At 73.0% G+C, this 24,308-nt stretch carries 24 protein-coding genes; 9 read left to right on the plus strand and 15 right to left on the minus strand.

Translation table 11 applies throughout. The features are described 5' to 3' along the window. The first annotated feature begins 5 nt into the window (after nt 1–5). Nucleotides 6–875, plus strand: a complete 870-nt coding sequence (locus LOK46_RS03785) for a formate/nitrite transporter family protein (RefSeq protein WP_273562551.1) — start codon at nt 6–8, stop codon at nt 873–875. Between the two features lie 79 nt (nt 876–954). On the opposite strand, the gene LOK46_RS03790 is transcribed toward LOK46_RS03785, so the two are convergent. The 8 genes from LOK46_RS03790 to LOK46_RS03825 all read right to left on the minus strand — a co-directional run bounded on the left by LOK46_RS03790 (nt 955) and on the right by LOK46_RS03825 (nt 6,608). Next, the gene (locus tag LOK46_RS03790; RefSeq protein ID WP_273562552.1) at nt 955–2,235 is read right to left on the minus strand and encodes an NAD(P)/FAD-dependent oxidoreductase; all 1,281 of its coding nucleotides are present in this window, start codon (nt 2,233–2,235) and stop codon (nt 955–957) included. 242 nt (nt 2,236–2,477) lie between these two features. After that, nucleotides 2,478–2,963 (minus strand): F0F1 ATP synthase subunit B family protein, encoded by a 486-nt coding sequence (locus tag LOK46_RS03795; protein ID WP_273564531.1) that lies wholly within the window; start codon nt 2,961–2,963, stop codon nt 2,478–2,480. Between the two features lie 15 nt (nt 2,964–2,978). After that, nucleotides 2,979–3,557, minus strand: a complete 579-nt coding sequence (locus tag LOK46_RS03800) for a F0F1 ATP synthase subunit B family protein (RefSeq protein WP_273562553.1) — start codon at nt 3,555–3,557, stop codon at nt 2,979–2,981. Between the two features lie 144 nt (nt 3,558–3,701). Continuing rightward, nucleotides 3,702–3,929 carry a F0F1 ATP synthase subunit C gene (locus tag LOK46_RS03805; protein WP_007566773.1) on the minus strand — a complete coding sequence of 76 codons (228 nt, stop codon included), beginning with the start codon at nt 3,927–3,929 and terminating at the stop codon, nt 3,702–3,704. Nucleotides 3,930–3,995: 66 nt separating this feature from the next. Next, nucleotides 3,996–4,751 carry a F0F1 ATP synthase subunit A gene (locus tag LOK46_RS03810; RefSeq protein WP_273562554.1) on the minus strand — a complete coding sequence of 252 codons (756 nt, stop codon included), beginning with the start codon at nt 4,749–4,751 and terminating at the stop codon, nt 3,996–3,998. Between the two features lie 74 nt (nt 4,752–4,825). Continuing rightward, complete coding sequence (locus LOK46_RS03815; protein ID WP_273562555.1) at nt 4,826–5,200, minus strand: AtpZ/AtpI family protein; 375 nt, start codon at nt 5,198–5,200, stop codon at nt 4,826–4,828. Between the two features lie 191 nt (nt 5,201–5,391). Continuing rightward, entirely contained in the window at nt 5,392–6,036 is a 645-nt protein-coding gene (locus tag LOK46_RS03820; protein ID WP_273562556.1) for a DsbA family protein, read from the minus strand. Between the two features lie 89 nt (nt 6,037–6,125). Continuing rightward, entirely contained in the window at nt 6,126–6,608 is a 483-nt protein-coding gene (locus LOK46_RS03825) for a DUF721 domain-containing protein (protein WP_273562557.1), read from the minus strand. Between the two features lie 133 nt (nt 6,609–6,741). Between LOK46_RS03825 and mutY the strand changes: the two genes are divergently transcribed. After that, complete coding sequence (gene mutY / locus LOK46_RS03830; protein ID WP_273562558.1) at nt 6,742–8,085, plus strand: A/G-specific adenine glycosylase; 1,344 nt, start codon at nt 6,742–6,744, stop codon at nt 8,083–8,085. A gap of 102 nt (nt 8,086–8,187) precedes the next feature. Here the strand turns inward: mutY and LOK46_RS03835 are convergent, their stop codons facing one another. Beyond that, a complete protein-coding gene (locus LOK46_RS03835; protein ID WP_273562559.1) occupies nt 8,188–9,378 on the minus strand; it encodes a site-specific DNA-methyltransferase in 1,191 nt (396 codons plus the stop codon). A gap of 584 nt (nt 9,379–9,962) precedes the next feature. On the opposite strand from LOK46_RS03835, the gene LOK46_RS03840 reads away from it, so the two are divergent. From LOK46_RS03840 to LOK46_RS03860, 5 genes are all read left to right on the plus strand, one after another. Beyond that, nucleotides 9,963–10,313, plus strand: coding sequence for a septal ring lytic transglycosylase RlpA family protein (locus tag LOK46_RS03840; protein WP_273562560.1), 351 nt, complete (start codon nt 9,963–9,965; stop codon nt 10,311–10,313). 124 nt (nt 10,314–10,437) lie between these two features. Further along, entirely contained in the window at nt 10,438–10,752 is a 315-nt protein-coding gene (locus LOK46_RS03845; protein ID WP_273562561.1) for a polyhydroxyalkanoic acid system family protein, read from the plus strand. An 80-nt stretch (nt 10,753–10,832) separates the two neighbouring features. Continuing rightward, nucleotides 10,833–11,069, plus strand: coding sequence for a hypothetical protein (locus LOK46_RS03850; RefSeq protein WP_273562562.1), 237 nt, complete (start codon nt 10,833–10,835; stop codon nt 11,067–11,069). Between the two features lie 66 nt (nt 11,070–11,135). Further along, nucleotides 11,136–12,938: an ATP-binding cassette domain-containing protein gene (locus tag LOK46_RS03855; RefSeq protein WP_273562563.1), complete on the plus strand. Its 1,803-nt coding sequence runs from the start codon at nt 11,136–11,138 to the stop codon at nt 12,936–12,938. 44 nt (nt 12,939–12,982) lie between these two features. Continuing rightward, nucleotides 12,983–14,482 (plus strand): carboxypeptidase M32, encoded by a 1,500-nt coding sequence (locus LOK46_RS03860; protein WP_273562564.1) that lies wholly within the window; start codon nt 12,983–12,985, stop codon nt 14,480–14,482. Nucleotides 14,483–14,531: 49 nt separating this feature from the next. Here LOK46_RS03860 and LOK46_RS03865 read toward each other — a convergent pair whose 3' ends face one another. Next, complete coding sequence (locus LOK46_RS03865; RefSeq protein WP_273562565.1) at nt 14,532–18,008, minus strand: ATP-binding protein; 3,477 nt, start codon at nt 18,006–18,008, stop codon at nt 14,532–14,534. A 22-nt stretch (nt 18,009–18,030) separates the two neighbouring features. Then, entirely contained in the window at nt 18,031–19,269 is a 1,239-nt protein-coding gene (locus LOK46_RS03870) for a metallophosphoesterase family protein (RefSeq protein WP_273562566.1), read from the minus strand. Between the two features lie 267 nt (nt 19,270–19,536). Between LOK46_RS03870 and LOK46_RS03875 the strand changes: the two genes are divergently transcribed. Then, nucleotides 19,537–20,322, plus strand: a complete 786-nt coding sequence (locus LOK46_RS03875) for an endonuclease/exonuclease/phosphatase family protein (RefSeq protein ID WP_273562567.1) — start codon at nt 19,537–19,539, stop codon at nt 20,320–20,322. Here the strand turns inward: LOK46_RS03875 and LOK46_RS03880 are convergent. The 4 genes from LOK46_RS03880 to LOK46_RS03895 form a co-directional block, all read right to left on the minus strand. Further along, entirely contained in the window at nt 20,240–21,676 is a 1,437-nt protein-coding gene (locus tag LOK46_RS03880) for a phospholipase D-like domain-containing protein (protein ID WP_273562568.1), read from the minus strand. The genes LOK46_RS03875 and LOK46_RS03880 overlap by 83 nt on opposite strands. A gap of 65 nt (nt 21,677–21,741) precedes the next feature. After that, a complete protein-coding gene (locus LOK46_RS03885) occupies nt 21,742–22,062 on the minus strand; it encodes a hypothetical protein (protein WP_273562569.1) in 321 nt (106 codons plus the stop codon). Nucleotides 22,063–22,189: 127 nt separating this feature from the next. After that, nucleotides 22,190–22,996 carry an enoyl-CoA hydratase gene (locus LOK46_RS03890; protein ID WP_273562570.1) on the minus strand — a complete coding sequence of 269 codons (807 nt, stop codon included), beginning with the start codon at nt 22,994–22,996 and terminating at the stop codon, nt 22,190–22,192. A gap of 115 nt (nt 22,997–23,111) precedes the next feature. After that, the gene (locus LOK46_RS03895; RefSeq protein ID WP_273562571.1) at nt 23,112–23,465 is read right to left on the minus strand and encodes an AMP-dependent synthetase; all 354 of its coding nucleotides are present in this window, start codon (nt 23,463–23,465) and stop codon (nt 23,112–23,114) included. Nucleotides 23,466–23,867: 402 nt separating this feature from the next. On the opposite strand from LOK46_RS03895, the gene LOK46_RS03900 reads away from it, so the two are divergent. Beyond that, a complete protein-coding gene (locus tag LOK46_RS03900) occupies nt 23,868–24,299 on the plus strand; it encodes a hypothetical protein (RefSeq protein ID WP_273562572.1) in 432 nt (143 codons plus the stop codon). Nucleotides 24,300–24,308 lie beyond the last annotated feature (9 nt).

Here is a 24,308-nt window from a genome sequence, read left to right on the forward strand (position 1 = left end):
GTCGGATGGTGCGGGAGAAGGACAAGCGGACCGATCCCGAGGCGCGCCGGGACGAGCTGTTGAAGGAAGTCTCCGAGATCGGCCGGCCCGACGCCTACGTCCTGCACGAGGTCATCCGGCTCGAGGGCGACGAGGAGCTGCGGCGCCACGGCCTCGCGCTGTTCCTCTCGGCCTTCGCGGCCGGGCTCAGCATCGCCCTGTCGCTGATCGTGCCGGGCGTCCTGCGGAGCCACCTGCCGGAAACCGACTGGGCCAAGATCGTCAGCTCGATGGGCTACGCGGTCGGGTTCCTGGTCGTCGTCCTCGGGCGCCAGCAGCTCTTCACCGAGAACACCATCACGCCGATCCTGCCGCTCCTGCACGACCGCTCCGTGAAGACGGCGCTCCGCGTCGTCAGGCTCTGGATGATCGTGCTGTCGGGCAACATCCTGGGCACGCTCGCGATCGCGGCGCTGCTGGCCTACTCGGGCGCCTTCGAGCCGCCGGTCCTCAAGGCCTTCGCGGAGATCAGCCACGACGCCATCGCGCACGGCTTCTGGGCGACTTTCATCAAGGCCGTCTTCGCCGGATGGATGATCGCCCTGATGGTCTGGTTCCTGCCGGCGACCGCCAGCGCGGCGCCGTTCGTGATCCTCCTGATGACGTGGCTGGTCGCGCTCTGCAGCCTCGCCCACATCGTGGCCGGCTCGGTCGAGGCCTTCTACCTCGTGGTCACGGGCGCCGCGTCGCTGCACGATTACGCGGTGAAGTTCTTCCTGCCGACCCTCCTGGGCAACACCTTCGGCGGCGTGACGCTGGTGGCGGTGCTGAACTACGGGCAGGTCGCCCCCGAGGTCGAGGAGACCAAGGCGGTGGAGGGCGAACGGCCGGACTGAGGCCGCGGACGCTGGTCGCCGGCACGGAGCCGCCGGCGGCAACGAGCGGCGTCCCGAGGACGGATCCGCGCCGGCGGTCTCAGTCGAGCCGCACCGGCGGGCTGATCAGGTGGTCGAGATCGTCGAGGACCCACGTCAGCGTCCCGCGCAGCGGCCCGTAGAGCCCGATCTGGTGCTGACGGTACAGGAGGTCGTGCGTCAGCCGCGCCGAGAGCCCGTTCAGGCGCCCGCCGCCGAACGTGTAGCGGCCCAAGGTGCCCCAGCCGTTGAAGTCCGCCAGCGAGACGATCGCGCCCTTCTCGACGTAGTGGAACGGCGGCAGGTCCGAGGCCGGCGTGTCCCCGCGGGCCAGCGCGCGGCCGAGATGCCGTGCGAGATGCTGCGCCTCCTGGCGGGCGGCCTGCGCGGTTGCCGGAACGGGCCGGCCGGTCCGGGGATCGGTGAGGCTGGAACAGTCGCCGAGGGCGACGATGGCCGGATCCCGGGTGGTGCGCAGGTCCGGGCGGACGACGAGCTGCCCGGTCCGCGAGCGCTCCAGGCCGTCGAGGCCGGCGAGCACGTCCGGCGCCTTCACGCCGGCGGCCCAGACCTTCAGACCGGCCGGGATGCGGCTGCCATCCCTCAGGACGAAGCCGTCCGCGTCCGCCGCCGTCACCGTGGCGCCGGTCCGGACCTCCACGTCGAGGTCCGACAGCGTGCGGGCGGCGGCGCGGGAGACCTTGTCGGGAAATGCCGGCAGCAGGCGCGGCCCGCTCTCGATGAGTGTCAGGCGCAGGCGCCCCGGCAGGTCGGGCGAGCCGTAGGCCGCGAGGAGGTTGATGGCGTGCTTGAGCTCGGCGGCCAGCTCGACGCCGGTCGCACCGCCGCCCACGATGGCGATCTCCAGCAAACCGCCGCCGTCGAGCCGCGCCAGGAGATGGCACCGCAGCTGTTCGTGGAAAAGCTCGGCCTCGGTCAGGTCGTCGATCGTCAGGCAATGATCGGCCACGCCCGGCGTGCCGAAATCGTTGGCGCGGCTGCCGACGGCGAGCACCAGCAGGTCGTAGGCGCGCTCCACCTCCGGGAGACCCTCCGCGGCCTCGACCGCGAGCCGGACGCGCCTGGCCTGCCGGTCGATGCCGACGAGGGCGCCGGGCTGGAAGCGGAAGCCGTTGCGGCGCGCCTGGGCGAAGAAGTCCACCTTCTGACGGTCGGCCCGGGCGGTGCCGGCCGCGAAGGTGTGCAGCATCGGCTTCCAGACGTGCGAGAGGCTGCGATCGGCGAGGGTCACGTCGGCCCGTCCGCCGCGTCCGAGGCTCGTGGCCACCTCGATCCCGGCGACGCCGCCGCCGACGATCACGATCCGTGGTCTCTCCGCCATGACGTCTCCGCATCCTCACCGGTCGGGAACGCCGGTCGCGGCCTCGATGTTCGCCGCGGCGAGCACCGATCGGATCCGTCGTCGGAAGCCCGCCTCGCGCGGCCCGTCCCCCGATCGCGCGCCGGCCGGGATCGCGTCGCTGCGCGCGGGCCGACAGGGGCCTGACGGCCATCGGGACCTCGCGACCATGAAAAAAGCCGCCCGAAGGCGGCTTTCGTGAACGTCGCGGTGCTGCGTCCGGATCAGGAGCGCATGCGGGTCCGCACCTCGCCGAGGCTCGCGCGGATCAGGTTCTGGGCGGCGTCGCCCTGCATCCGCTCGCGCAGGATCGTCTCCGAGACCTTCACGGCGGCCTCCGCGGCGGCGGCGCGGACCTGAGCCTCGGCCTGGGCCTCGGCCTGGGCGATCTTGGTCTCGGCGGCCTTGGTACGGCGGGCCAGGAAGTCGTCCAGCTTGCGGTGGCCTTCCTCGGCGGCGCGCTTGGCCTCCTCGCGGGCACCGGCGACGATCGACTCGGCCTCCTTCTCGGCCTCGGCGCGGCGGCGCTTGTAGTCGGCCAGCACGGCGGCCGCCTCCTCGCGCAGGCGCTTGGCCTCGTCGAGCTCGTGGCGGACGCGGTTGGCGCGCCCGTCCAGGCCCTTGAGCATCGTCGAGAAGGCGCCGGCCTTCCAGGCGATGCCCATGAAGATGAAGAACGCGACGGCGACCCAGAATTCGGCTTCGAGCAGCATCGTGGGATCCCGTCAGTGTGCGGTGGCGTCGAGCGCGCGGTCGAGGCTGGTCCGGTCCGGGGCCTGCCCGGTCAGACGCTCGACGATGGCCGACGCGGCCTCGCCGGCGATCGAGCGGACGTTGCCCATGGCTGCCTCGGTCCGCGTGCGGATCGTCGCCTCGGAGGCGGAGAGCTTGACGTTCAGCTCGTCCTCCAGCGCCTTGCGCTTCGTCTCGGCCTCGGCGGCCAGCTCGTTCCGGGTGGTCTGCGCGATGTCGCGCGCCTTGCCCTGGGCATCCCGGAGGGCGGTCTCGAAGGCCACGCCGGCGGCATCCGCCTCGGCCTTCATCGCCTGCGCCTGGTCCAGATCGGCACGCAGGCGCTCGGCGCGGGCGTGCAGGATCGACTGGATCCGCGGCAGCGCGATCTTGTCCATCAGGTAGTAGAGGAGGCCGAAGGCCAGGGCGAGCCAGATCAGCTGCGCCAGGAAGCCCGAGGTCTCGAAGGGCGGGAAGGCGCCCGAATGCGCTTCCGTATGCTCGAAATGGCCCGGCACGACCTGCGTGTCGGCGCCCGGGGGCGGCGTGGTGAGGGGATTGGGCTGCGCCATGAGACCGCTACACTGACACCGTTCGCAGAGGCCACCGCCGACGCGGTGACGGACGAAGGCGGACGCCCCGTCGCGGGAGCGTCCACCCGTTCATCGGGCGGGAGCCCGGGAGGAGACCGCGGGGACCGCGGGCTCCGGCGCCGATCAGACGGCGAAGAGCAGCAGCAGCGCGATCAGCAGCGAGAAGATGCCGAGCGCCTCGGTGAGGGCGAAGCCCAGGAGAAGGGTGGCGCGCTGGCCGTCGGCCGCGGACGGGTTGCGAAGGGCGCCGGCAAGGAACTGACCGAACAGGTTGCCGAGGCCGATGCCCGCACCCGCCATGCCGAGGCAGGCGAGGCCGGCGCCGATGTACTTCGCAGCGACGGGATCCATGGTAACTCCTGAGGTCTCTTCAGATCGAAACGTGCAGTGACGTTTGCGGCGGGTGGAGCCGGCCGATCAGTGGCCGGGGTGAAGGGCGTCGTTGAGGTAGATCGCCGTCAGCGTCGCGAAGACGTAGGCCTGAAGCGCCGCAACGAGGAACTCGAGAGCGGTCAGCGCGATCGTCAGGAACAGCGGGAGCGGCGATAGCACGCTCCAGGCGCCCGCGAGAAGCAGCTGAACCACGAAGAACGCGAAGATCTTCATCGCGATGTGGCCGGCCAGCATGTTGGCGAACAGACGGACCGACAGGCTGATCGGGCGCGAGATGAACGAGATCACCTCGATCGGCACCAGGATCGCGAGAAGCGGCTTCGGCACGCCCGACGGCACGAACAGGCCGAAGAAGTGGGTGCCGTGCTTCATCACGCCGAAGATCACCACGGTGCAGATCACCAGCGCGGCGAGGCCGAACGTGATGATCAGGTGGCTGGTCACCGCGAAGGCGTAGGGGATCATCCCGAACAGGTTCAGGACGAGCACGAACATGAACAGCGAGAACACGAGCGGCATGAACCGCTTGCCGCCGTCGCCCGTCGCCTGGTGCACGGTGTCGGCGATGAATTCGTAGAAGATCTCGGCCAGCGACTGCATGCGGCCCGGAACGACCGAGCGGGACGCGGTCGCCACGATGGTGATGAGCGCGATCACGCCGACGGCGGCGAACATGTAGAGGGCCGACTGCGTGAACGCGAGCTGCTGGTGGCCGATATGGCCCAGCGAAACGAGCGGCTTCAGCTCGAACTGATGGATCGGGTCGATCGTGACCGCCATTCCCGCTTCCGCCCTTCTTGTCCGGCGCGCCGACGGGTGTCGGCCGCCCCACATTCCCCAGTGACCGGCGCGCCTTATGGCTCCTGCCGATCGCGCCGTTCCGGACGCGCGCCGGCGAAACCCGACACCCGCATCACGTTGTAGACCCCCGCGACGAACCCCAGCATCAGGAGGACGATCAGGCCCCAGGGCTTCGTCCCGAAGACATGATCGACGATCCAGCCGAGTATGCCCCCCGCGATCACGCCCGCGACGAACTCCGTGGAGAGCGTCATGGCCTGGCCCAGCGAGGATGGCCCGCCGTTCCGAGGGCGCGTGGAATGACCGGGAGCAGCCTGCGGCCGCTTCCGTTCGATCTGCGTCTCGAGACGTCTGAGCCTCGCGGAGAGTTCGCTGTCCGTCGGCGTCTGCTCGGCCCCTCTCCCGTCCCTCGGATCGTCGCCGTTCACGGCTCAAAACTCATCGGGCGGGAGGCTGTGGAACCGGCTGGACACCCCCAGCAAGCGGGGCGCACCATAGTTTCGCCTATCTTGAGTGTCAAGGCGAACCCCATACGCCGTAAGTAATTGATTTTAGTTTGGTATTCCAACTCGGAGCGACGCGCCGGAACCGCGCTGCGTGCGAGGCCCCGGCCGCTCGATCAGGCGCCGATGATCGGCTTGATCACCTTCTCCATGCCCTCGACCGTCATCTCGCCGGTGTAGCGCTCACCGTTGATGAAGAAGGTCGGGGTCGAATCCACCTTGAAGACGTCGAGGCCGCGCTGCTTCACGGCGTTGACCGCGCTGTAGATTTTCTGGTCCTTCAGGCAGGCCTCGAAGGTCTGCTTGTTGTAGCCCGCCTGCCGCAGCATCTGCTCCAGCGCGTCCACGGGCTTCGGCGTGAAGGCCCAGGCGGACTGCTGGTCGAACAGCAGGTCGGTGATCGGGTAATACTTGGAATCGCCCTGGCAGCGCGCCAGCATGAAGGCCGCGGTGGCCAGCGGGTCGAGGGGGAATTCGCGGAGCGTGAACCGCACCTTGCCGGTGTCGATGTAGCGCTCCTTGAGGGTCGGCCACGTGGTCCGGTGGAAAGCCGCGCAGTGCGAGCAGGTCATCGAGGCGTACTCGATGATCGTGCACTTGGCGTCCGCCGGGCCGAGCCAGACATCGCCGAGGGGGCCCGGCTGCAGGAGGGCCGCCATCTCGGAATTCTGCGCCCGGGCGGGCCGCCCGAGATAGGGCAGGGCGAGGCCGGCGCCGAGGGCGAGGCCGGAGAACTTGAGAGCGTCGCGTCGCGTCGTCATCGGGCAGGCTCCGCCGGATTGATCAGTCGTGGCGTCCGGATGCCGGTACTCGGGCGCGACCGTCCTGGCAAGGTGACCGAATCGACCGTTCACCGCTCGGGACGCGTCGCCACGGCGGCGGTGCCGAGGCGGTCGAGGGCCGCGCGCAGGCCGTCATCGGCGATTCCCGCCACGGCGCGCTGGACCTCGACGGCGGCGGCCGGATCGACGCGGGGGCGCGCGGGCGCCCGACCCCCGCGCCCGACCCGGTCCTGCTGCAGCACGATCCGGGAGACGCAGGCCCAGCCGTAATGGGCGTTGATCCGCTGGATCACCACCGGCGCGAGATGCTGCAACTCGAGCGCGAAGACGCCCTCGACACGCACGACCAGCGTGCCGGATTCGGGCGGGCCGGCCTCGCTCCGGCGGCGCTTCGGCCATTCCAGCTTGGACGGCCGGCAGTAGCGGGCCAGCCGCTCGCCGACGATCTCCGGCCAGGCGGCCAGGATGTCGGTCGACGCGAAACCCTGCGCCGCGAAGGCCGGCCCGATGCAACTCTCGATCAGCTCGGCCAGCGGTTTGACGCGCGCCATGGTGGTTCCGACCCTGTGGATCCGCGAAGGTTAGCGCAGGATGGTTGACGAAGGGAGCACGCGCCGGCGCTTTCGCCGCCCTATGATCGCCGCGGGGCTCCGGCTATGCAGCGCGACCCCTGACGACCTGCCCATGCCGCCTCGCACAGCCACGGATCCTGAAGCCGGTCCCGGACCGCGCGCCGACGACCTGCTCGCCTGGTACGACCGGCATCGGCGGGTGCTGCCCTGGCGCGCGCTCGCCGGCGCGGTGCCCGATCCCTACCGGGTCTGGCTGTCCGAGGTGATGCTGCAGCAGACCACCATCGCGGCGGTGCGGCCGTATTTCGAGCGCTTCCTGACGCGCTTCCCCGACATCTTCGCCCTGGCCGACGCCCCCGAGGAGGCGGTGATGTCGGCCTGGGCCGGCCTCGGCTACTACTCCCGCGCCCGCAATCTCCACGCCTGTGCCAAGGCGGTGGCGGCGGCCGGCGGGCGCTTCCCCGACACCGCCGAGGGCCTCCGCAAGCTCCCGGGAATCGGCGCCTACACGGCCGGCGCCATCGCCGCGATCGCGTTCGAACGGCCGGAGGCCGCCGTCGACGGCAATGTCGAGCGGGTCCTGAGCCGGGCCTACGCGGTGGAGACGCCGCTCCCGGGCAGCCGGCCGGAGATCCGCCGCCTGACGCAGGCGCTCGTGCCGCAGGACCGGCCGGGCGACTTCGCCCAGGCGCTCATGGATCTCGGCGCGACGATCTGCACGCCCAGGCGCCCCGCCTGCGCGCTCTGCCCGTGGATGCGGCCCTGCCGTGCCCGGTCGCTCGGCACGCAGGAGACCTTCCCGCGCAAGATCAAGGTCGCCAAGGGCGCGCTCCGCCGCGGCGCCGCCTTCGTGGCGATCCGCAGCGGCGACGAGGCGGTGCTCCTGCGGACGCGCGCGCCCGAGGGGCTGCTCGGCAACATGGCCGAGCCGCCGGGGAGCGCCTGGGAGCCGGATTACGACGTCGCCGCCGCCCTGCTGGACGCGCCCCTCGACGCGCGCTGGAAGCGTCTCCCGGGGCTCGTCCGCCACGGGTTCACGCATTTCCCCCTGGAGCTGACGGTCTTCGTGGCCCGCGTCGCGCTGGCGACCCCGGCGCCGGCCGGCACGCGCTTCACGCCGCGCAGCGCCCTCGACGACGAGCCGCTGCCCGGCCTCATGCGCAAGGTCCTGGCCCACGCCTTCGACCCGAAGCCGGAGCCCGAGAAGAAGCCGCGCGGGCGCCCCAGGAAGGAGCCGCCGCCGATGCCGCTGCTCGCGGCGATGGAGGCACCGCTCTCGATGCCGGATCCCGAGCCGCGCCCGCGGGTGCGCGCCGTTCCGAAGCCCCAGCCGAAGGCGCCGCCGACGCCGCCGCCAGAGGCGGACGAACTGTTCGACGGGGAGGTCGAGCCCCCGCCCGCGCCGGCGCGTGCCCGATCATCGGCCCGGCGGTCGGGGCCGGCCCGGAAGCGGTAGTCGACCGTCACCGCGAGCGCAGCGACGCGACCCGGGGCAGCGCGACACTGTTTGCGTGGCGCTGCTGGATTGCTTCGCCGCGCTCGCGAAGACGGCGGTGTGTCAGCCGTTGGCCATCGCCTGGCGAAGCCCGGCCCGGTAGGTGTCGATCACCACCGGCTTGCCGCCGCGCTCCACGTGCCAGAAGGTCCAGCCGTTGCAGGCCGGAAGGCCCTGCACCAGCGCGCCGATCTTGTGGATCGAGCCGATGACGAGGCCGTTGTCGAGCTGGCCGTCCGGCCGCACCGTGGCGCGGAACCGGCGGCGCTCGTCGGTGACGGTCTCGCCGGGGCGGATGTGGCCCGCCTCGATCACCGATAGGAACGGCACCCGCGGCTCGGCGCGCTTGGTCGGCGCCACCATGAGGGCGGCCTTCGACAGGGTCTCCACGGCGGCGATCCGGTCCCGGGCCGCCTCGGCGTAGGTGGCCTCGCGCTCGATGCCGATGAAGCGGCGGCCGAGGCGCTTGGCGACGGCGCCGGTGGTGCCGGTGCCGAAGAACGGGTCGAGCACCACGTCGCCGGGATTGGTCGCCGCGAGCAGCGTCCGGGCGAGCAGGGCCTCGGGCTTCTGGGTCGGGTGGACCTTGCGGCCCTCCGCATCCTTCAGCCTTTCCTCGCCGGTGCAGAGGGGGATGAACCAGTCCGAGCGCATCTGGAGGTCCTCGTTGCCCCCTTTCAGCGCCTCGTAATGGAACGTGTAGCCCTTCGAGTCGGCCGAGCGCGAGGCCCAGATCAGGGTCTCGTGGGCGTTGGTGAAGCGCTTGCCGCGGAAGTTCGGCATCGGGTTGGCCTTGCGCCAGACGATGTCGTTGAGGATCCAGTAACCGAGATCCTGCAACGCGCTCCCGACCCGGAAGATGTTGTGGTACGAACCGATCACCCAGAGGGTCGCGTTCGGCTTCATCACGCGGCGGCAGGCGGCGAGCCAGTCCCGGGTGAAGGTGTCGTAGGCCTCGAAGGTCGCGAACTTGTCCCAGTCGTCGTCGACCGCGTCGACGCGGCTCTGGTCCGGGCGCAGGAGGCCGGCGTCGCCGAGCTGAAGATTGTAGGGCGGATCGGCGAACACGCAGTCGACGCTCGACGCCGGCAGGGCGTTCATGGCCGCGATGCAGTCCCCGACGAGAACCTGGTCGAGGGGAAGGGAACGCTGGGCGGGTACGAGACCCATCCGTGGCGCCGACGCGGGCCGCCCGGCACGCGAGACCTGTTTCCGGGCGACGGCGTCGGCAGCCACGGTACGCGGGGAAGCCATGGCAAACACCGGTTACGCGACTGACCGGCAGACCATGCGCCGGGTACGGTAAAGGTCGCGTTGTCGAATTCGCGTCCGGTGCGTCCCGTTCTGGGGCTGCAGTTTTTGCCGACCGGCCGCCCGGACAATGCTCCGACAGATTAAGCGATCGTTACTTCGGTGCACCGCGTCTCCAGGGCGCGGCGACAACACTCTATCGCGGCGGTTGGCGCGCGGCCGGGATGGCCTGTCCTTGGTGAACAGCCGCCACGACAATCATCGTCGCGAACAGGCGGTCCGGCGCGCCCGCTTCCACCTCAGCGGGACGCAGGGTCACACCCGGCGCAGGGCTTGAGAAAGATATCCTATTTCCCGGCTCCGCTGCCCGGCACGGACAGTTCTTGGCGAATACGCGGAACGACACGGCAATGCATCACCCACAACAAGAGCGGAAACAAACTGAAATAAGCCCCTATGTAATCAGCATGACCAGCACGAAATCGGCCAAAATGTGACCCCGACAGCCCGAAAAAGCCTGCCATATTCCGGCCGATTTCGGACACGACTGGCGCCGCCCCGACAACAACAAAGGGAATGCGTCGAGAATGTCGTTCGGTTTCGGTAAGCTCGTTGTCTCACTCGGAATGCTGTCCACCGTCGTCGGAACAAGCCTCCCGGCCGCCGCGCAGAGCGGAGCGGCCTCCTGGTACGGGAGCGGTCATCGCACCGCCAACGGCGAGCGTTTCAACCCCAACGGACTGACCGCCGCCCATCGTAGCCTGCCGTTCGGAACCCGCGTCCGCGTCGAGAACAAGCGGACCGGCCGCACGGTCGTGGTTCGCATCAACGACCGCGGCCCCTTCGTGCGCGGCCGCATCATCGATCTGTCGCGCGGCTCCGCCCGCGCTCTCGGCATGGGCGGCACGTCCTACGTGTCGCTGCAGGTGGTGCACTGAGCCCTCACGCGGATTAGAGGCCCTGGCCCGCCTCAACCCCGCGCGGGCGGGGCGGCTCCCGGGGCGTTGTCTGCCGGACCCGGACGCACCATCTGCTGCCGGGTTCAGCTCGGATCACCCGCCCATGCCCAAGCCCCTCATCGTCGACATCCCGCACGACCTCGGCCGCGACGAGGCCAAGCGGCGCCTCGAGCACGGCACGGATCAGGCGCGGGCCTTCCTGGCCAAGAGCGGCATCTCGGTGGACCAGCTCGCCTGGACGGGGGACCGCCTCGATTTCGGCGTGTCCGCGGTGGCACAGAAGATCGCCGGCACGATCGACGTGGGCGCGGAGAGCGTCCGCCTCGAAGTGAAGCTGCCGTTCCTGCTCGCCCTGTTCGCCGAGAAGATCCAGAAGGTGGCGAGCAAGGAGGGCAACCTCCTGCTGACGAAGAAGTAGCGCTCCGGAACCGGATCGGCCGCACTCTGTTTCCGCCGGACCGGTGCCGCTGAGCACCGTCGGTCTCGCGGAGGATAACGGTGCCCGACAACACCCTCGCCGACCCGGGGCAGGTCCCCGAAGTACCGCCGCAGCCGACTCCCGTGCCGGACCGGCCCTACGATCCGCCGCAGGCGCCGACGCAGCCGCCCGGACCGGAGATCCCCGGCAACACCCCGGCCGAGGCGCCGGGCGTCCACCCGCCCGAGATCCCGGTCAACGATCCGGGCGCGCCGGAGATCAGCCCGCCGACGGGACCGGCCAATCCGATCGCCTGACCGCGCGTCGATCGACAGGGGCGGCGCCGTTTGAACAGGCCGCCCCACGCTGCCATAAGCCGGCCCATGGCCGCTCCCCCGCTCCTCACCCTCCAGGACGTCGCTCTCACCTTCGGCGGCACGCCGCTGATCACGAGCGCGAGCCTCGCCATCGCGCCGGGCGAGCGCACCTGCCTCGTCGGCCGGAACGGGTCGGGGAAGTCGACGCTCATGAAGATCGCCGCGGGCCTCGCGGAGCCCGACCGGGGCCGGCGCTTCGTCCAGCCCGGCACGACGATCCGCTATCTCGCGCAGGAGCCCGATTTCACGGGCTTCGCCACCACCCTGGATTTCGTCGAAGCCGGCCTGCCACCGGGCGAATCGACCCACCGCGCCCACTACCTGCTGGAGAGCCTCGGCCTGACCGGCGCGGAGGATCCGAGCAAGCTCTCCGGCGGCGAGGGACGCCGCACCGCGCTGGCGCAGGCGCTCGCGCCGGAGCCCGACGTGCTGCTCCTCGACGAGCCGACCAACCATCTCGACCTGCCGGCGATCGAGTGGCTCGAGACGGAGCTGAAGGGTACCCGCGCGGCCCTCGTGCTCATCAGCCACGACCGCCGCTTCCTCTCGGCCCTGTCGCGGGCCACGATCTGGCTCGACCGCGGCGAGACCCGCCGGATCGACCAGGGCTTCTCCAGCTTCGAGGCGTGGCGCGACGCCTTCTTCGAGGAGGAGGAGCGGGACCAGCACAAGCTCGACCGCAAGATCGCCGCCGAGGAGCACTGGCTGCGCTACGGGGTCACGGCGCGGCGCAAGCGCAACGTCCGCCGGCTCGGCAACCTGCACGAGCTGCGCCAGAACCGCCGCGAGGTGCGTCGCCCGGTGGGCAGCGTCAGCATGCAGGCCTCCGACGCGGAATCCTCCGGGAGCCTCGTCGTCGAGGCCCGCGACATCGCGAAGAGCTACGGTGAGCGCAAGATCGTCGACGGGCTGTCCCTGCGGGTCATGCGGGGGGACCGGCTCGGCATCGTCGGGGCGAACGGCGCGGGCAAGAGTACCCTGATCAACCTGCTGATGGGCCGGCTCGCGCCGGATGCCGGGCAGGTCGTGCTCGGCACCAACCTGCTGCCGGTGGTGCTCGATCAGGCCCGCGCCGTGCTGGAGCCCGGGATGACCGTCACCGACGTCCTGACCGGCGGCCGCGGCGACAGCGTCACGGTGAACGGCCAGAGCCGCCACGTGATCGGCTACCTCAAGGACTTCCTGTTCACGCCCGAGCAGGCGCGCACGCCGGTCTCGGTGCTGTCCGGCGGCGAGCGCAACCGGCTGCTGATCGCCCGGGCCCTGGCCCAGCCGGCCAACCTCCTCGTCCTCGACGAGCCCACGAACGACCTCGACCTCGAGACGCTCGACCTGCTCCAGGAGATGCTGGGCGACTACCAGGGCACGCTGATCCTGGTGAGCCACGACCGCGACTTCCTCGACCGCGTGGCCGGCAGCGTGCTGGTCTCGGAGGGCGCCGGCCGCTGGGTCGAGTATGCCGGCGGCTACAGCGACATGCTGGTCCAGCGCGGCCAGGGCGTCGAGGCGCGGACCGTCGCTCAGAAGACGAAGGAGCCGCGCGAGCGCGCCGCCGCGCCGGCCGCCCCGCCGTCGGGCAAGCCCAAGCTCGGCTTCAAGGACCAGCACGAATTGAAGACCCTGCCGGCCCGCATCGAGAAGCTGGAGGCGGCGATCGCCCAGCTCCGGACGATCCTGGCCGACCCCGAGCTCTACGCCCGCGACCCGGCCCGGTTCGACAAGGCCTCGACCATGCTGGCCCAGGCCGAGACCGAGCTGTCGCTGGCCGAGGACCGCTGGCTGGAACTGGAGATGCTTCAGGCGGGGTGACCGCCGCCGCATCGCGCCGCGAGACGTACCGGACCGGAGACCGCATGACCGCCTATCAGACCCTCGAACAGCGTTTCGCCCGGCTCGCCGCCCTCGAGGGCGCGGCCGGGATCCTCGGCTGGGACGCGCAGACCCTGATGCCCGACGGCGCCGCCGAGGCCCGCGGAGACCAGCTCGCGATCCTGCGCGGGCTCGCCCACGGGATGCTCACCGCCCCCGAGGCCGCCGAGGAGCTGGCGGCGGCGGAGCAGGGCGGGGGCCTCGAACCCTGGCCCGCCGCCAACCTGCGGGAGATGCGCCGCGCCCAGGCCCACGCCACCGCGGTCCCGCGCGACCTCGTCGAGGCCAGCTCCCGCGCCGTGTCCCGCTCGGAGATGGTCTGGCGCGAGGCGCGGCGCGACGCAGACTTCGGCCGCCTGGAACCCCACCTCGCCGAGGTGCTGCGGCTCCAGCGGGAGATCGGCCAGGCGAAGGGCGCGGCCCTCGGCCTCGACCCCTACGACGCGCTCCTCGACAGCTACGATCCCGGCATGCGCCGGGCGACGATCGACCCGCTCTTCGCGGACCTGACCGACTGGCTGCCGGCCCTGATCGCCCGCGCCCGGGAGATCCAGGCGTCCCGGCCGGCACCGCTCCCGCTCGCCGGCCCGTTCGACGTGACGGTGCAGCGCGGCCTCGGCCTGAAGCTGATGGAGGCGGTCGGCTTCGATTTCACCCGCGGTCGGCTCGACATCAGCCTGCACCCGTTCTGCGGCGGCGCCACCGACGACGTGCGGATCACGACCCGGTACGACGCGGCCGATTTCGGCCGGGCCCTGATGGGCGTTCTCCACGAGACCGGGCACGCCCTCTACGAGCAGGGCCGGCCGGCGGCGTGGCGGAACCAGCCGGTCGGCGCGGCGCGGGGGATGAGCCTGCACGAGAGCCAGTCGCTCATCGTCGAGATGCAGGCCTGCCGGAGCCGGGAGTTCTTCACCTTCCTGGCGCCGCTCCTGCAGGCGGCGTTCGGGCGATCCGGGCCCGAATGGTCGCCGGAGAACCTGCACGCGCTCAACACCCGGGTCGCGCCGGGCTTCATCCGGGTGGATGCCGACGAGGCGACCTACCCGGCCCACATCCTCCTGCGCTACCGGCTGGAGACCGCGATGATCGCGGGCGACCTCGCGGTGCGCGACCTGCCGGGGGCGTTCAACGACGGCCTGCGCGACCTCCTCGGCCTGACCGTGCCGGACGACCGGGTCGGCTGCCTCCAGGACATCCACTGGCCGAGCGGTGCGTTCGGCTATTTCCCGACCTACACCCTCGGCGCCATGGCGGCCGCGCAGCTGTTCCGGGCCGCCCGCGCGGCCGAGCCGGCGCTGCCGGGCTGCCTGGCGCAGGGCGACTTCGGTCCCCTGCGGGACTGGCTCCGCACGCACGTGCACGCGGTGGGGAGCCTGCTCGACACCGACGACCTGCTCACCCGCGCCACCGGGACGAAGCTCGGCACGGCGGCGTTCCGGGCCCATCTGGAGGCGCGCTACCTCGGGGGCGCGGGCGCCTGAGACGCGGTGGCCGGGGAGGGTACGGAACGGCCCCCTCCGCCGGCCTCGCCTAGAGCGTCACCACGTCGACATCCGTGCCGAGCCGGTCGCGGGCGATGTCCGCGACGTGGCGGTGGTGCGTGAACAGGATCGGCTGGACCCGGGTGCCGATCGCCGCCAGCGCGTCCAGGCCGTGGCCGGTCCGGGTCTCGTCGAAGGTCGAGAACAGGTCGTCGCCGATGAAGGGCGCCGGCTCGGCGCGGCCGGCGTAATCCTCCAGATAGGCCAGCCGCAGGGCGAGATAGAGCTGGTCGCGGGTGCCCTCGCTCATGCCCTCGATCGCGACCGTCCCGCCGCCGGCGCGCTGCCCGGCGAGCTTCGGGGTGTCGGCCTCGTCGTAGATCTGCGCCAGACCGGAGAACGCGCCGCCGGTCAGCGCGCCGAACAGCGCGCCCGCACGGGTGACGAGCGGGTCCTGCTGCCCCGCGCGGTGGCGGGCCACGGCCTGCCCGAGCATCAGCCCGGCGAGCCGCAGCACGGCCCAGGACCGGGAAGCCGCCTGGAGATCCGCCTCCGCGGCCTTGCGCTCCGCGAGCGCCAGCTCGGCGCCGGTGCCGCCCTCGAGCTCCGCCCGCCGCCGCTCCGCCCGGTCGCGGTCCGCGAAGATGACCTGGCCGCGCTCGGCCTGCTCCTCGGCCTCGAGAGAGAGCCGGGCCAGCTCCGCCTCGATCGCCTCCGGGGACAGGGTCTCCAGGCCGGCGCGCAGCTCGGCCTCGGGGAGCCCGTCGGCCGCGCCCGCGAGCGTGCCGCGGAGCCGCAGGCGCTCGGCGCGCAGCGCCTCCCGCGCGCTGAGGCGGCCGAACAGCCGGTCGATCTCCGGCGTCGGCGCCGCGGCGAGGTCCGGCATCACCTCGGCGACCTGCCGGGCGAGCGTCGCCCGCGCCGCGTCGCGCGCTTCGGCGGCGGCGCGATGGGCCGCGTCGGCCTCGTCGCGGCGGCGGTCCAGCTCGGCGCGCCGCGCCTCGCGGGCCTGCGCGGCCACGAGGCGGCCGTGCAGCGATCGGATCGCGCCGGCGGGCGACACCTCCGCGAGGTCGGGCGCCAGGGCCTCGACCAGCGTGGTCGCGGTGGCCCGGAACGCCTCCATGTCCCGGCGGATCCCGGCGGAGCGGCGCTGCAGGGCGGCCCGTTCCGCCAGCCGGTCCGGCACGCTCCGCCACGCCTCCAGCGCGCCCTCCGCCTCCTCGGGAGCGGCCGAGCCGTCGAGGCCGAGGGGCAGGAGCGCCGCCGCCCAGTCGGCGCGCCACGCGGCGCGGCGGGCGGCGGTCTCGGCGAGGCTCGCCTCCAGCCGCTCGACCGACAGTCCGGCCGCGCGCAGCAGGCCGCCGGTCTGCAGATTGGCCTCCCACCGGCCGGCCAGGGCGGCGATGCGCGCCTCGAGACCGTCCAGCGCGGCGGCGATCTCGAGGTCCGGCGCGGCGTCGAGCCCGGCGCGGGCGCGCAGGTCGGACAACGGCGCGCGCGCGGACTCGATCCGCGCCAGGAGGCGGTCCGCCTCGATCCGCTGCGCGGCGAGGCGCTGCTCGGCCTCGATCAGGCTCTCCACCTCGGCGAGCCAGGCCGCCATCTCGGCCGGCGGTCCGGGCACGAGGCCGGCGGGCCGCCAAGCCTCGCGCCACGCCGCCTCGCCCGCCGCGAGCTCCGCGGCGAGACCGGCGAGCACGTCGTCGGCCCGCGCGGCCTCCGCCTCCTCGGCGGCGAGCCGCTCCAGGTCGGCCGCGTGGGCGGCGACCCGGGCTGCGTCCGAGGCCCGCTCGTCCGCGACGCGGTCGGCCTCGAGGAGCGCGCGCTCGAAGGCCGCGATCTCGGCGACGGCGGCCGCGCGGCCGGCCGCGAGGGCGTCGCGCAGCGGCGCGAACGCCGCGTCGCGGGTCGCCCGCAGGGCGTCGAGCCGCTCCCGGGTGGCGACGGGTCGGCCGGCCTCGCGCTCCCGCAGCCGCGCCCGGGTGACCGCGACCTGCCGGCGGGCCGCGTCGCACCGGTCGGCGGCCCGCTCGTGCTCGCGGGTCTTGGCCTCGAGGCGCTGACGGTAGCGCGCCACCGTGTCGGGGGCGGGCAGGGGCGTCCGGACGAGGGCGGCGAGGTCGGGGACCGGGGGCGACAGCCGCTCGGCCTGGTTGCGCAGCAGCGCCGCCTCCCGGCGGACCGCGCCGTCGAGGGTGTCGCGGGCGGCGATCCGCTCGTGGAGCCGGGCGAGGGGCTTCAGCGCCTCCCGGAGCGGGGTCGGGTCCCGGGCCGCGTCGGCCGCCTCCACCTCGCGGGCGAGGCGCTCCCGCTCGGCGCGGGCGGCGGCGAGGTCGCGGGCGATCTGCTCCTCGGCGGCCGCCAGGGTCCGGCCGTCGCGGATCAGCCGCTCGGTCCGCGCCCGCGCGGCGTCCGGGGGCTGGCGGGCCTCCAGCGCGGCGAGGTCGGGCACGCCGATCCGGGCGCGCAGCCGCTCCAGCTCCAGCCCGACCTTGTGGGCGTCGCCCTCGATGCGGGGCAGGTCGGTGCCGCCCTTCTCGAACTCCCGGGTGCCGCTGAACGCCGCCAGGATCTCGTCCGCCCGGTGGGTCAGCCCCGGCTCGACCGGGACGGATTCGGCCTCGCCGCGGGCCCGGTCGCGTCCGGCCTCGGCCCGCTCCGCCTCGGAATCCGCGGCGCGGCACGCGTCCAGCGCGGCCCCGAGACGCGCGATCCAGGCCGGATCCGCGTCGACGAGGTCGGTCTCGGCGGCGATGCGCTGCTCCAGCGCGTCGATCTCGGCGATGATCGGGCGGACGCGCTTGAACCGCTCCAGCCGGGCGCGCGCGACCGCGCCGGCCTTCTGCTCGGACCGGAGCGCCTCGAGCTGCGCGGCCGCCGCGGCGATCTCGTCGTTCAGGGCGCGCCAGTCGCCGGCGCGCAGGCCCCGCTCGCGGATCGCCCGCCGGGCCGTCTCGTGGCGCTCCAGCGCCTGGTAGAAGGTCCGGTGCTTGGCCTGGCGCGGGGCGAAGATGGCCTCGGCCTCCGCGTCCAGTGTCGTCTGCAGCTCCGTGAGCCCGCGCAGGCCCGAGCCCGCCGCGAACAGGCTCGCGCCGACCTCGCCCTCGACGTCGACCATCTCGCGGCCCCCGGCCCGGAGGCTCGCCGCGTCGAGTCCGAAGGCCCGGCAGAACACCGTCCGGGACAGGCCGCCGAGGAACGGGGCGAGCGCGTCGTCGGCGAGCGGCGCGTCGGCGGCGTCGATGAGGGTGCGGCTGTTGCCCTTCCGGCGGCGGAAGGACAGCCGGCGCCCGTCGGCGGCGGCGATCTCCGCGCCGAGCCGCAGCTGCGGCATGTCGTGCAGGAAGGCGTAGGGCGTGGACTTCCCGAAGCCGAACAGCAGGTCGGTGACCGCCGCCAGCGCGGTGCTCTTGCCGGCCTCGTTGGCGCCCAGCACGACGTGCAGGCGCGCGTCCGGCTGGAACGCGACGGTGCGGTCCGTGAAGGCGCCGTAGCGCTCGAGGGCGAGGCGGATCAGGCGCATCGGGGATCCATGGGCGCGCGCCTCAGCAGTGCCGGCCGCCGAGGCGCCCGAGGACGAGCGCCTCGGCCTCGGCGCAGAGGGCGTCGAACTCCGCGTCGAGGTCGGCCTCCGCGGCGGCGGTCCCCGGCATCCGGCCGCCGATCTCGGCCAGCGCCGCCTTCGCCCGGGCGCGGAACTCCGGGTCGCGGTCGAGGTCGGCGAGCAGCGCCGCGGGGTCGATGGCGGCACCGGTCGGCTCCGCCGCGGCGCGCGGCCGGCGGGTCTCGATCTTCAGGCGCTCCAGCCAGATGTCCTCGTGCAGCCGGTGCGCGGCCGCCTGGATCTCGGCCGTCAGGGACTCGCGATCGGCCGCGAGGGCGTCGTGGGCCTGGGTCGTCCCGGCGAGGTGGACGCGGACCAGGAGCAGCCGGCGCGCCGCGACGGCGGCCAGGGGCCTCAGCGCCGCCTCGACGGCCTCGACGGCGCCGCGCGCGTCGGCCACCGCCGCGAGGTCGACCGTGACCCGCTCGAACCGCGCCCGGTCCAGGGGCAGGCGGCTGACGCCGGCCACCCGCCCGTCGGCGACGTCGACCACGACGGCGCCCTTCTCGCCGCACTCGCGCACGCTCCGGCCCTGGAGATTGCCGGGGAACACGATCCAGGGATCCCGGGACAGCTCCGCGTACTCGTGGATGTGACCGAGCGCCCAGTACTCGTAGCCCCGGGCCGCGAGGTCGGCGACCGAGCAGGGGGCGTAGGTCTCGTGGGCGGCGTGGCCGGTGCAGGAGGTGTGCAGGACCCCGAGGTTGAACCAGCCCGGAACGGCGGCCGGGTAGGTCAGCGAGAGGTTCTCCTCCACGGCTCGGCCCTGGAAGCTGCGGCCGTGGACCGCGACGCGGAGCGCGTCGAGGCGCAGGGTGCCGGCGCGCGCGGTCGGGAAGACGTGCACGGATCCCGGCAGCGTGATCGAGCGCGTGATGACGCTCTCGGCGTCGTGGTTGCCGCGCACGAGGATCGTCGGGATGCCGGCGCGGTCGAGGCGCGCCACCTGCCGGGCGAAGAACAGGCCGATCGTGGTGTCGGCCCAGTCGCCGTCGTAGACGTCGCCCGCCACCACCACGAAGGCGACCGACCGCTCGATCGCCTGGCTCACCAGATCCTCGAAGGCCTGCCGACTCGCCGAGGCGAGGCGCCGGGCCAGATCCGCGTCGCGCGCGGCGAGGCCCGACAGCGGGCTGCCGAGGTGCAGGTCGGCGGCATGGATGAAGCTGAACGCCGTCATGGCCTCCGGACGGGATCGGTGGGATGGCGGCGCGCGGCAGTCCGCGGAGCGGCCGGCGTCGCCCTGCCGGCTCTTAGGCCGCCGACCGGGTCCGCCTCAAGCGGCGCCCGGCGATGGGCTGTGGGGCGGGCAGGTCGGACCGGGCGGCCCCCCGCCGCCGACGGCACGCCCGTGCCCGGCGCGAAAGCGGTCGAACGTCCCGGCTCCGGGCGCGTTAGAGCGTGGCGGTGGCGGGAGCGCCGCGCGCTGAGGTACGAGACCGGCCCGATGAATCCTGCTGCACGCCCGGCCCGCTCCAACCCCGCACCGTCGCCCGTCACGCCGATCCGCCCCGCCGAGCGGCCGCACCAGCCCTTCAAGATCGTGAGCTGGAACCTGCTGCGGCGCACCGGCGCGGCGGTGGACGACGTCGCCGCCCTCGTGGCGCAGGAGAAGCCCGACCTGCTGCTGATGCAGGAGGCGACCCGGGCCATCGGCTTCCTGCTGGACCGGATCGGCGGCCACTACGCCTGGGCGCCCCTGCCGGGCCGGATCCACGGGCTCGCCATGTGGAGCCCGAAGCCCTGGGCGGCCCCGCCCCGGGTCATCGCGCTTCCGTCCGGCGCCCTCGTGCACCGGGTCTGCCAGATCCTCGATCTCGGCGAGTTCGGCGTGGCCAACGTCCACCTGTCGCACGGGCAGATGCTGAACCGGCGCCAGCTGCGGCGCATCGTCAGCGAGCTGCCGCCGCGGGCGGCCGTGCTCGGCGACTACAACATCGTCGGCCCGGCGCTGATCCCGGGCTTCCGCGACGTCGGACCGCGGCAACCGACCCACGCGATGGTCGAGGTCCTGCCGCTGCGGCTCGACCGCTGCCTCGCCCGCGGGCTCGTCTGCCACGCGCACGCGGTGCTGCCGCGGGGGCGCTCCGATCACCGGCCGATCGTCGTCCATCTCGGCCCGGCGCCGGAGGCGCACGCCCCCGCCCGGTTCAAAGGTATGGCAGCAGCAGTCGCACGCCTGCGTCGCGCAGACGGATCGGCAGGCCGCGCGCGGCGAGATCCTCCCGGCTGAGCCGCGCCTGCATCTTGCCGCGCATGAACCGGTCGAGATCGGCCGCGAGCTCCGCGTCGATGATCTCGACGTTCAGCTCGAAATTGAGCCGGAAGCTGCGCATGTCCCAGTTGGCGCTGCCGACGAAGCACCAGACGTCGTCGACCACCATCGCCTTGGAATGGTCGAAGGGCGGCTCGTCGAGCCAGACGTTCACGCCGGCCCGCAGCAGCGGATCGAGATGCGCCCGGGTCGCCCAGTCGATGTAGGGGTGGTCGCTGACCCGCGGGATGATCACGTCGACGGTGATGCCCCGGGTCGCGGCCTGGGCGAGCGCGCCGGTCACCAGCTCGTCGGGCAGGAAGTAGGGCGTCACGAACCGCACCGACCGGCGCGCGCAGGCGAGGGCCTGCAGGATGACCTGCTCGATCTTCTCGACGTCCGCGTCGGGGCCGGAGGTGACGGCCCGGGCGACGCTCGGTCCGCACGGCTCGAGGTCGACGAACCACGGGGGGCCGTCGAGGTTCTCGCCGTCCACGAAGGCCCAGTCGGCCGCGAAGGCGGCGGCGAGCTGCTCGACCACCGGACCGGTCATCCGGAAATGGGTGTCGCGGATCGGGTGCTCGGGCTTCAGGGCGACGCGGTTCGGGTGGGAGATGTTGAGGCCGCCGGTGAAGGCGGTCCGCCCGTCGATGACCAGCAGCTTCTTGTGCGAGCGCAGGTTGAGGAACGGCATCCGCCAGGGGAGGGCGGAGTGCATGAACAGGGCCGCCGGCACCCCTGCGGCCGTCAGGCGGCGGTAGACCGGCGCCCGGAAATAGCCGCCGCCGATCCCGTCGATGATGACGCGAACCTGCACGCCCCGGGCCTTCGCCTCCACGAGGGCCTCGCAGAACTCGCGGCCGGTGGCGTCGTCCCGGAAGATGTAGCTCGACAGGCCGATGCTGGACCGCGCCTCGCGGATCGCCGCCAGCATCTGCGGATAGCCGGTGTCGCCGTTGCGGAACATCTGCACGGTGTTGCCCGCGAAGGCCGGCAGGCTCGTGATCCGCCGGATGGCCCGGTCGAGGGGCCAGAGCGCCTCCGGCACCACGGCGTCGTCGGTGTCGGGCAGCTGCGTCGCGTCGGAGGGCTTGGTCCGCAGCCGCCGCGCGCGGCGCGAGACCCGGTTGATGCCGAAGGTCAGGTACAGGGCCGTGCCGAAGATCGGGGACAGCCACGCGAGCCCGATCCAGCCCACCGCCACGCTGACCCGGCGCTTGCGCAGCAGGGCGTGCAGGGTGACGCCGATCGCCAGCGCGAAGCCGATCAGGGCCTCGACGTCCGACCGCATCAGGGCGGTCGACTGGACCCAGCGGGTGATCGCGTTTTCCAAGGTGAGGCTATCCGGGTTCGCGTCGGGAGGCGCCGGATCGACCTAAAGCCCATGCGGCGGGCGGATCAATCCGCCGGCTTGGCCGGATGCGCAATGGCCGCGGCGGCCGCGGCGGCCGCAGGCCGCTCGCAGCGATAGGGTCCGCTGCCGTCGAGGGCCCCGTACAGGACCCGGCCGCCGGAGGCGATGCAGCGCGCCTTGGCCTCGGCGTAGGGCCGGTGAAAGCTCCAGATGGTGATCATCGGCCCGATCGTCGCGATGCAGACGGCTCCGAAGATCACGGCGGCGGCCCAGGTCGCGCCGTTGCGGTTCGGCCGCGGGGGCCGCGGCGGCGGCATCGTGCCGTAGAAGGACAGCGTCAGACCGAGCAGGTCGATGGTGCTCATCAGCCGTTCCGCGTTGCGGCGCCGAGCCCGGCAGGATCGGACAGGCCCTCATCCTAGGGCAGGGCGGCGCCATCACCTACGCGCCGCGCGCCGAACGGCCTGCGTCGTATCGCGCCAGGAGACCGGCTCACGGCTCCCAGCGGGGCGGCCGCTTGCCCAGGAAGGCGTCGATCCCCTCCTGCGCGTCGGCCATCATCATGTTCCGGGTCATCACCTCGGCCGTGTAGCCGTAGGCGTCCTCCAGGCCCATCTCGATCTGCCGGCCGAACGCCTCCTTGCCGATCGCCAGGACGCGGCGGGCCTTCCCGGCGATCCGGCCCGCGAGGGCGCCCACCGCGGCGTCCAGATCCGCCTCCGGCACGGCGCGGTTGACGAGCCCGATCCGCAGAGCCTCCGCGGCGTCGATCGGCTCGCCGACCAGCAGCATCTCCAGGGCGGCCTTGCGCGACACGGCCCGCGACAGGGCGACCATCGGGGTCGAGCAGAACAGGCCGATCTGCACCCCCGGCGTGGCGAAGCGCGCTGTCTCGGCGCAGACGGCGAGGTCGCAAGTGGCGACGAGCTGGCACCCGGCGGCGGTGGCGATCCCGTGCACCCGGGCGATCACCGGCTGCGGCAGGCGCGTGAGGCTCAGCATCAGCCGGGCGCAGGTGCGGAACACCGCCTCCGTCGCCTCCCGGGACGGATCGGCGCGCATCTCCTTGAGGTCGTGCCCGGCGCAGAAGGCGGGGCCGGCCCCCTGCAGGATCACCACCCGCACGGACGGATCCGCTCGGATCGCGTCGAGCTGCTCCTGGAGAGCGCCCATCAGGGCCATCGACAGGGCGTTGCGGGCCTGCGGCCGATTCAGCGTCAGCGTCGCGACCCCGTCGGCGTCGCTGCGCAGCAGCACCGGCGCCTCCGGGGCGGCGGCCGTGGCAAGGGCTGCGGTCATGGCGGCGTCTCCCGGCGCCGGCCTCCCTGGCGCGGGGCCGGTCGCGTCGCCGGACGGTAGCACGCGGGGTTCAGGTTCGCGACGCCGCGGCTTGCCGTTCGCGATGAGCCGGCTGTCAGCCCTGCTCGGCCAGGGCGAGGTCGAGGCTCGCGTAGTCGGCGCCGGGACCGTTCCACCACAGCGCGGGATAGGCGGCGAGCCGGCCCAGCACGCCGGCGTAGGCGTCGGCGAGCGCGGTATCGACGACCGCCAGCACGGCGCCCGACTCGGAGAGGCTGTCGGCTAGCGCCTGGTCGCGGCCGGCGCAGTCGAGGCAGACGACGCGCAGTCCGAGGCGGGTGAGGCCGAGGCGCATGGCCTCCGCCTGCCCGAGATCCTGCACCATGAGCGCCACCGCCTGCCCGACGCGAAGGCCCTCGCCCCAGGCCCAGCGCGAGAAGCGGTGCGGACAGATCGCGGCGGCCGGCACGGCCGGCCCCGCACGCCGCTCCGCGTTGGCGGCGCCTTGCGCGCCCGGCCGGGCGCGCCGGTCGGCGTCTCGAGTCGGGAGAGAAGTGGAGGCCGCCGGGGAATGGACGCCGTACATGCGATGCGGACCGCCTGAATCTGGACACACTGCAGGTCCTGGCGTGACGCGAGCAGGTTAACACTCTCTCACGCGCCGGCGTTCCGTCGAAAAACGACCGCATTTTCGTCGGCGCGCGGGCCGCAGATTGGGCCTATGGCCAACGGGCCGTGAACCGAGACGGGCGAATTGCCGGCATCCCGGGCCGCATCTTCGGTCGCATTGGCGCGCGCGCGGGTCCGGCCTATGTCCCGGCCGCCAGAGGCTGCCCGCCAGAGGCCGCCCCCGATCGAGGAACCGCCGCGCATGCGCTCCACAACGACCCGGATCTCACTCGTCGCCGCCGCCACGCTCGCGGCCCTGCCGGCGCAGGCGCAGATCCGGAACGCCCCGGCCCCGCGGGCCCTGGAATTCGCCGCCTACATCTTCGCGGCCTCGAACGTCTGCGGATACCGGATCGGCAGCGACCAGTTCGAGGCATTGCTGGCGAAGCAGAACGTGCGGATCGGCGACGTCCAGCCGCGGGGGCCGTTCGGCAACCGGGTGCAGACCATGTTCACGCTGATGTCGAACCAGATGGCGCAGAACCGCGACCAGGCCTGCCTCGCGGTGGCCGGCGAGTACGGACCCGAGGGCACGGTGGCCAAGAACGTGCTCCTGCCCGCGGGCCAGGAGCCCGCCGTGCCGGCGAAGCCCGCCAAGCCCGCTGAGCCCGCTGAGCCCGCCAAGCCGCAATAGGGCACGCGC

The sequence above is a fragment of the Methylobacterium sp. NMS14P genome (assembly GCF_028583545.1).
Taxonomy (GTDB): Bacteria; Pseudomonadota; Alphaproteobacteria; order Rhizobiales; family Beijerinckiaceae; genus Methylobacterium.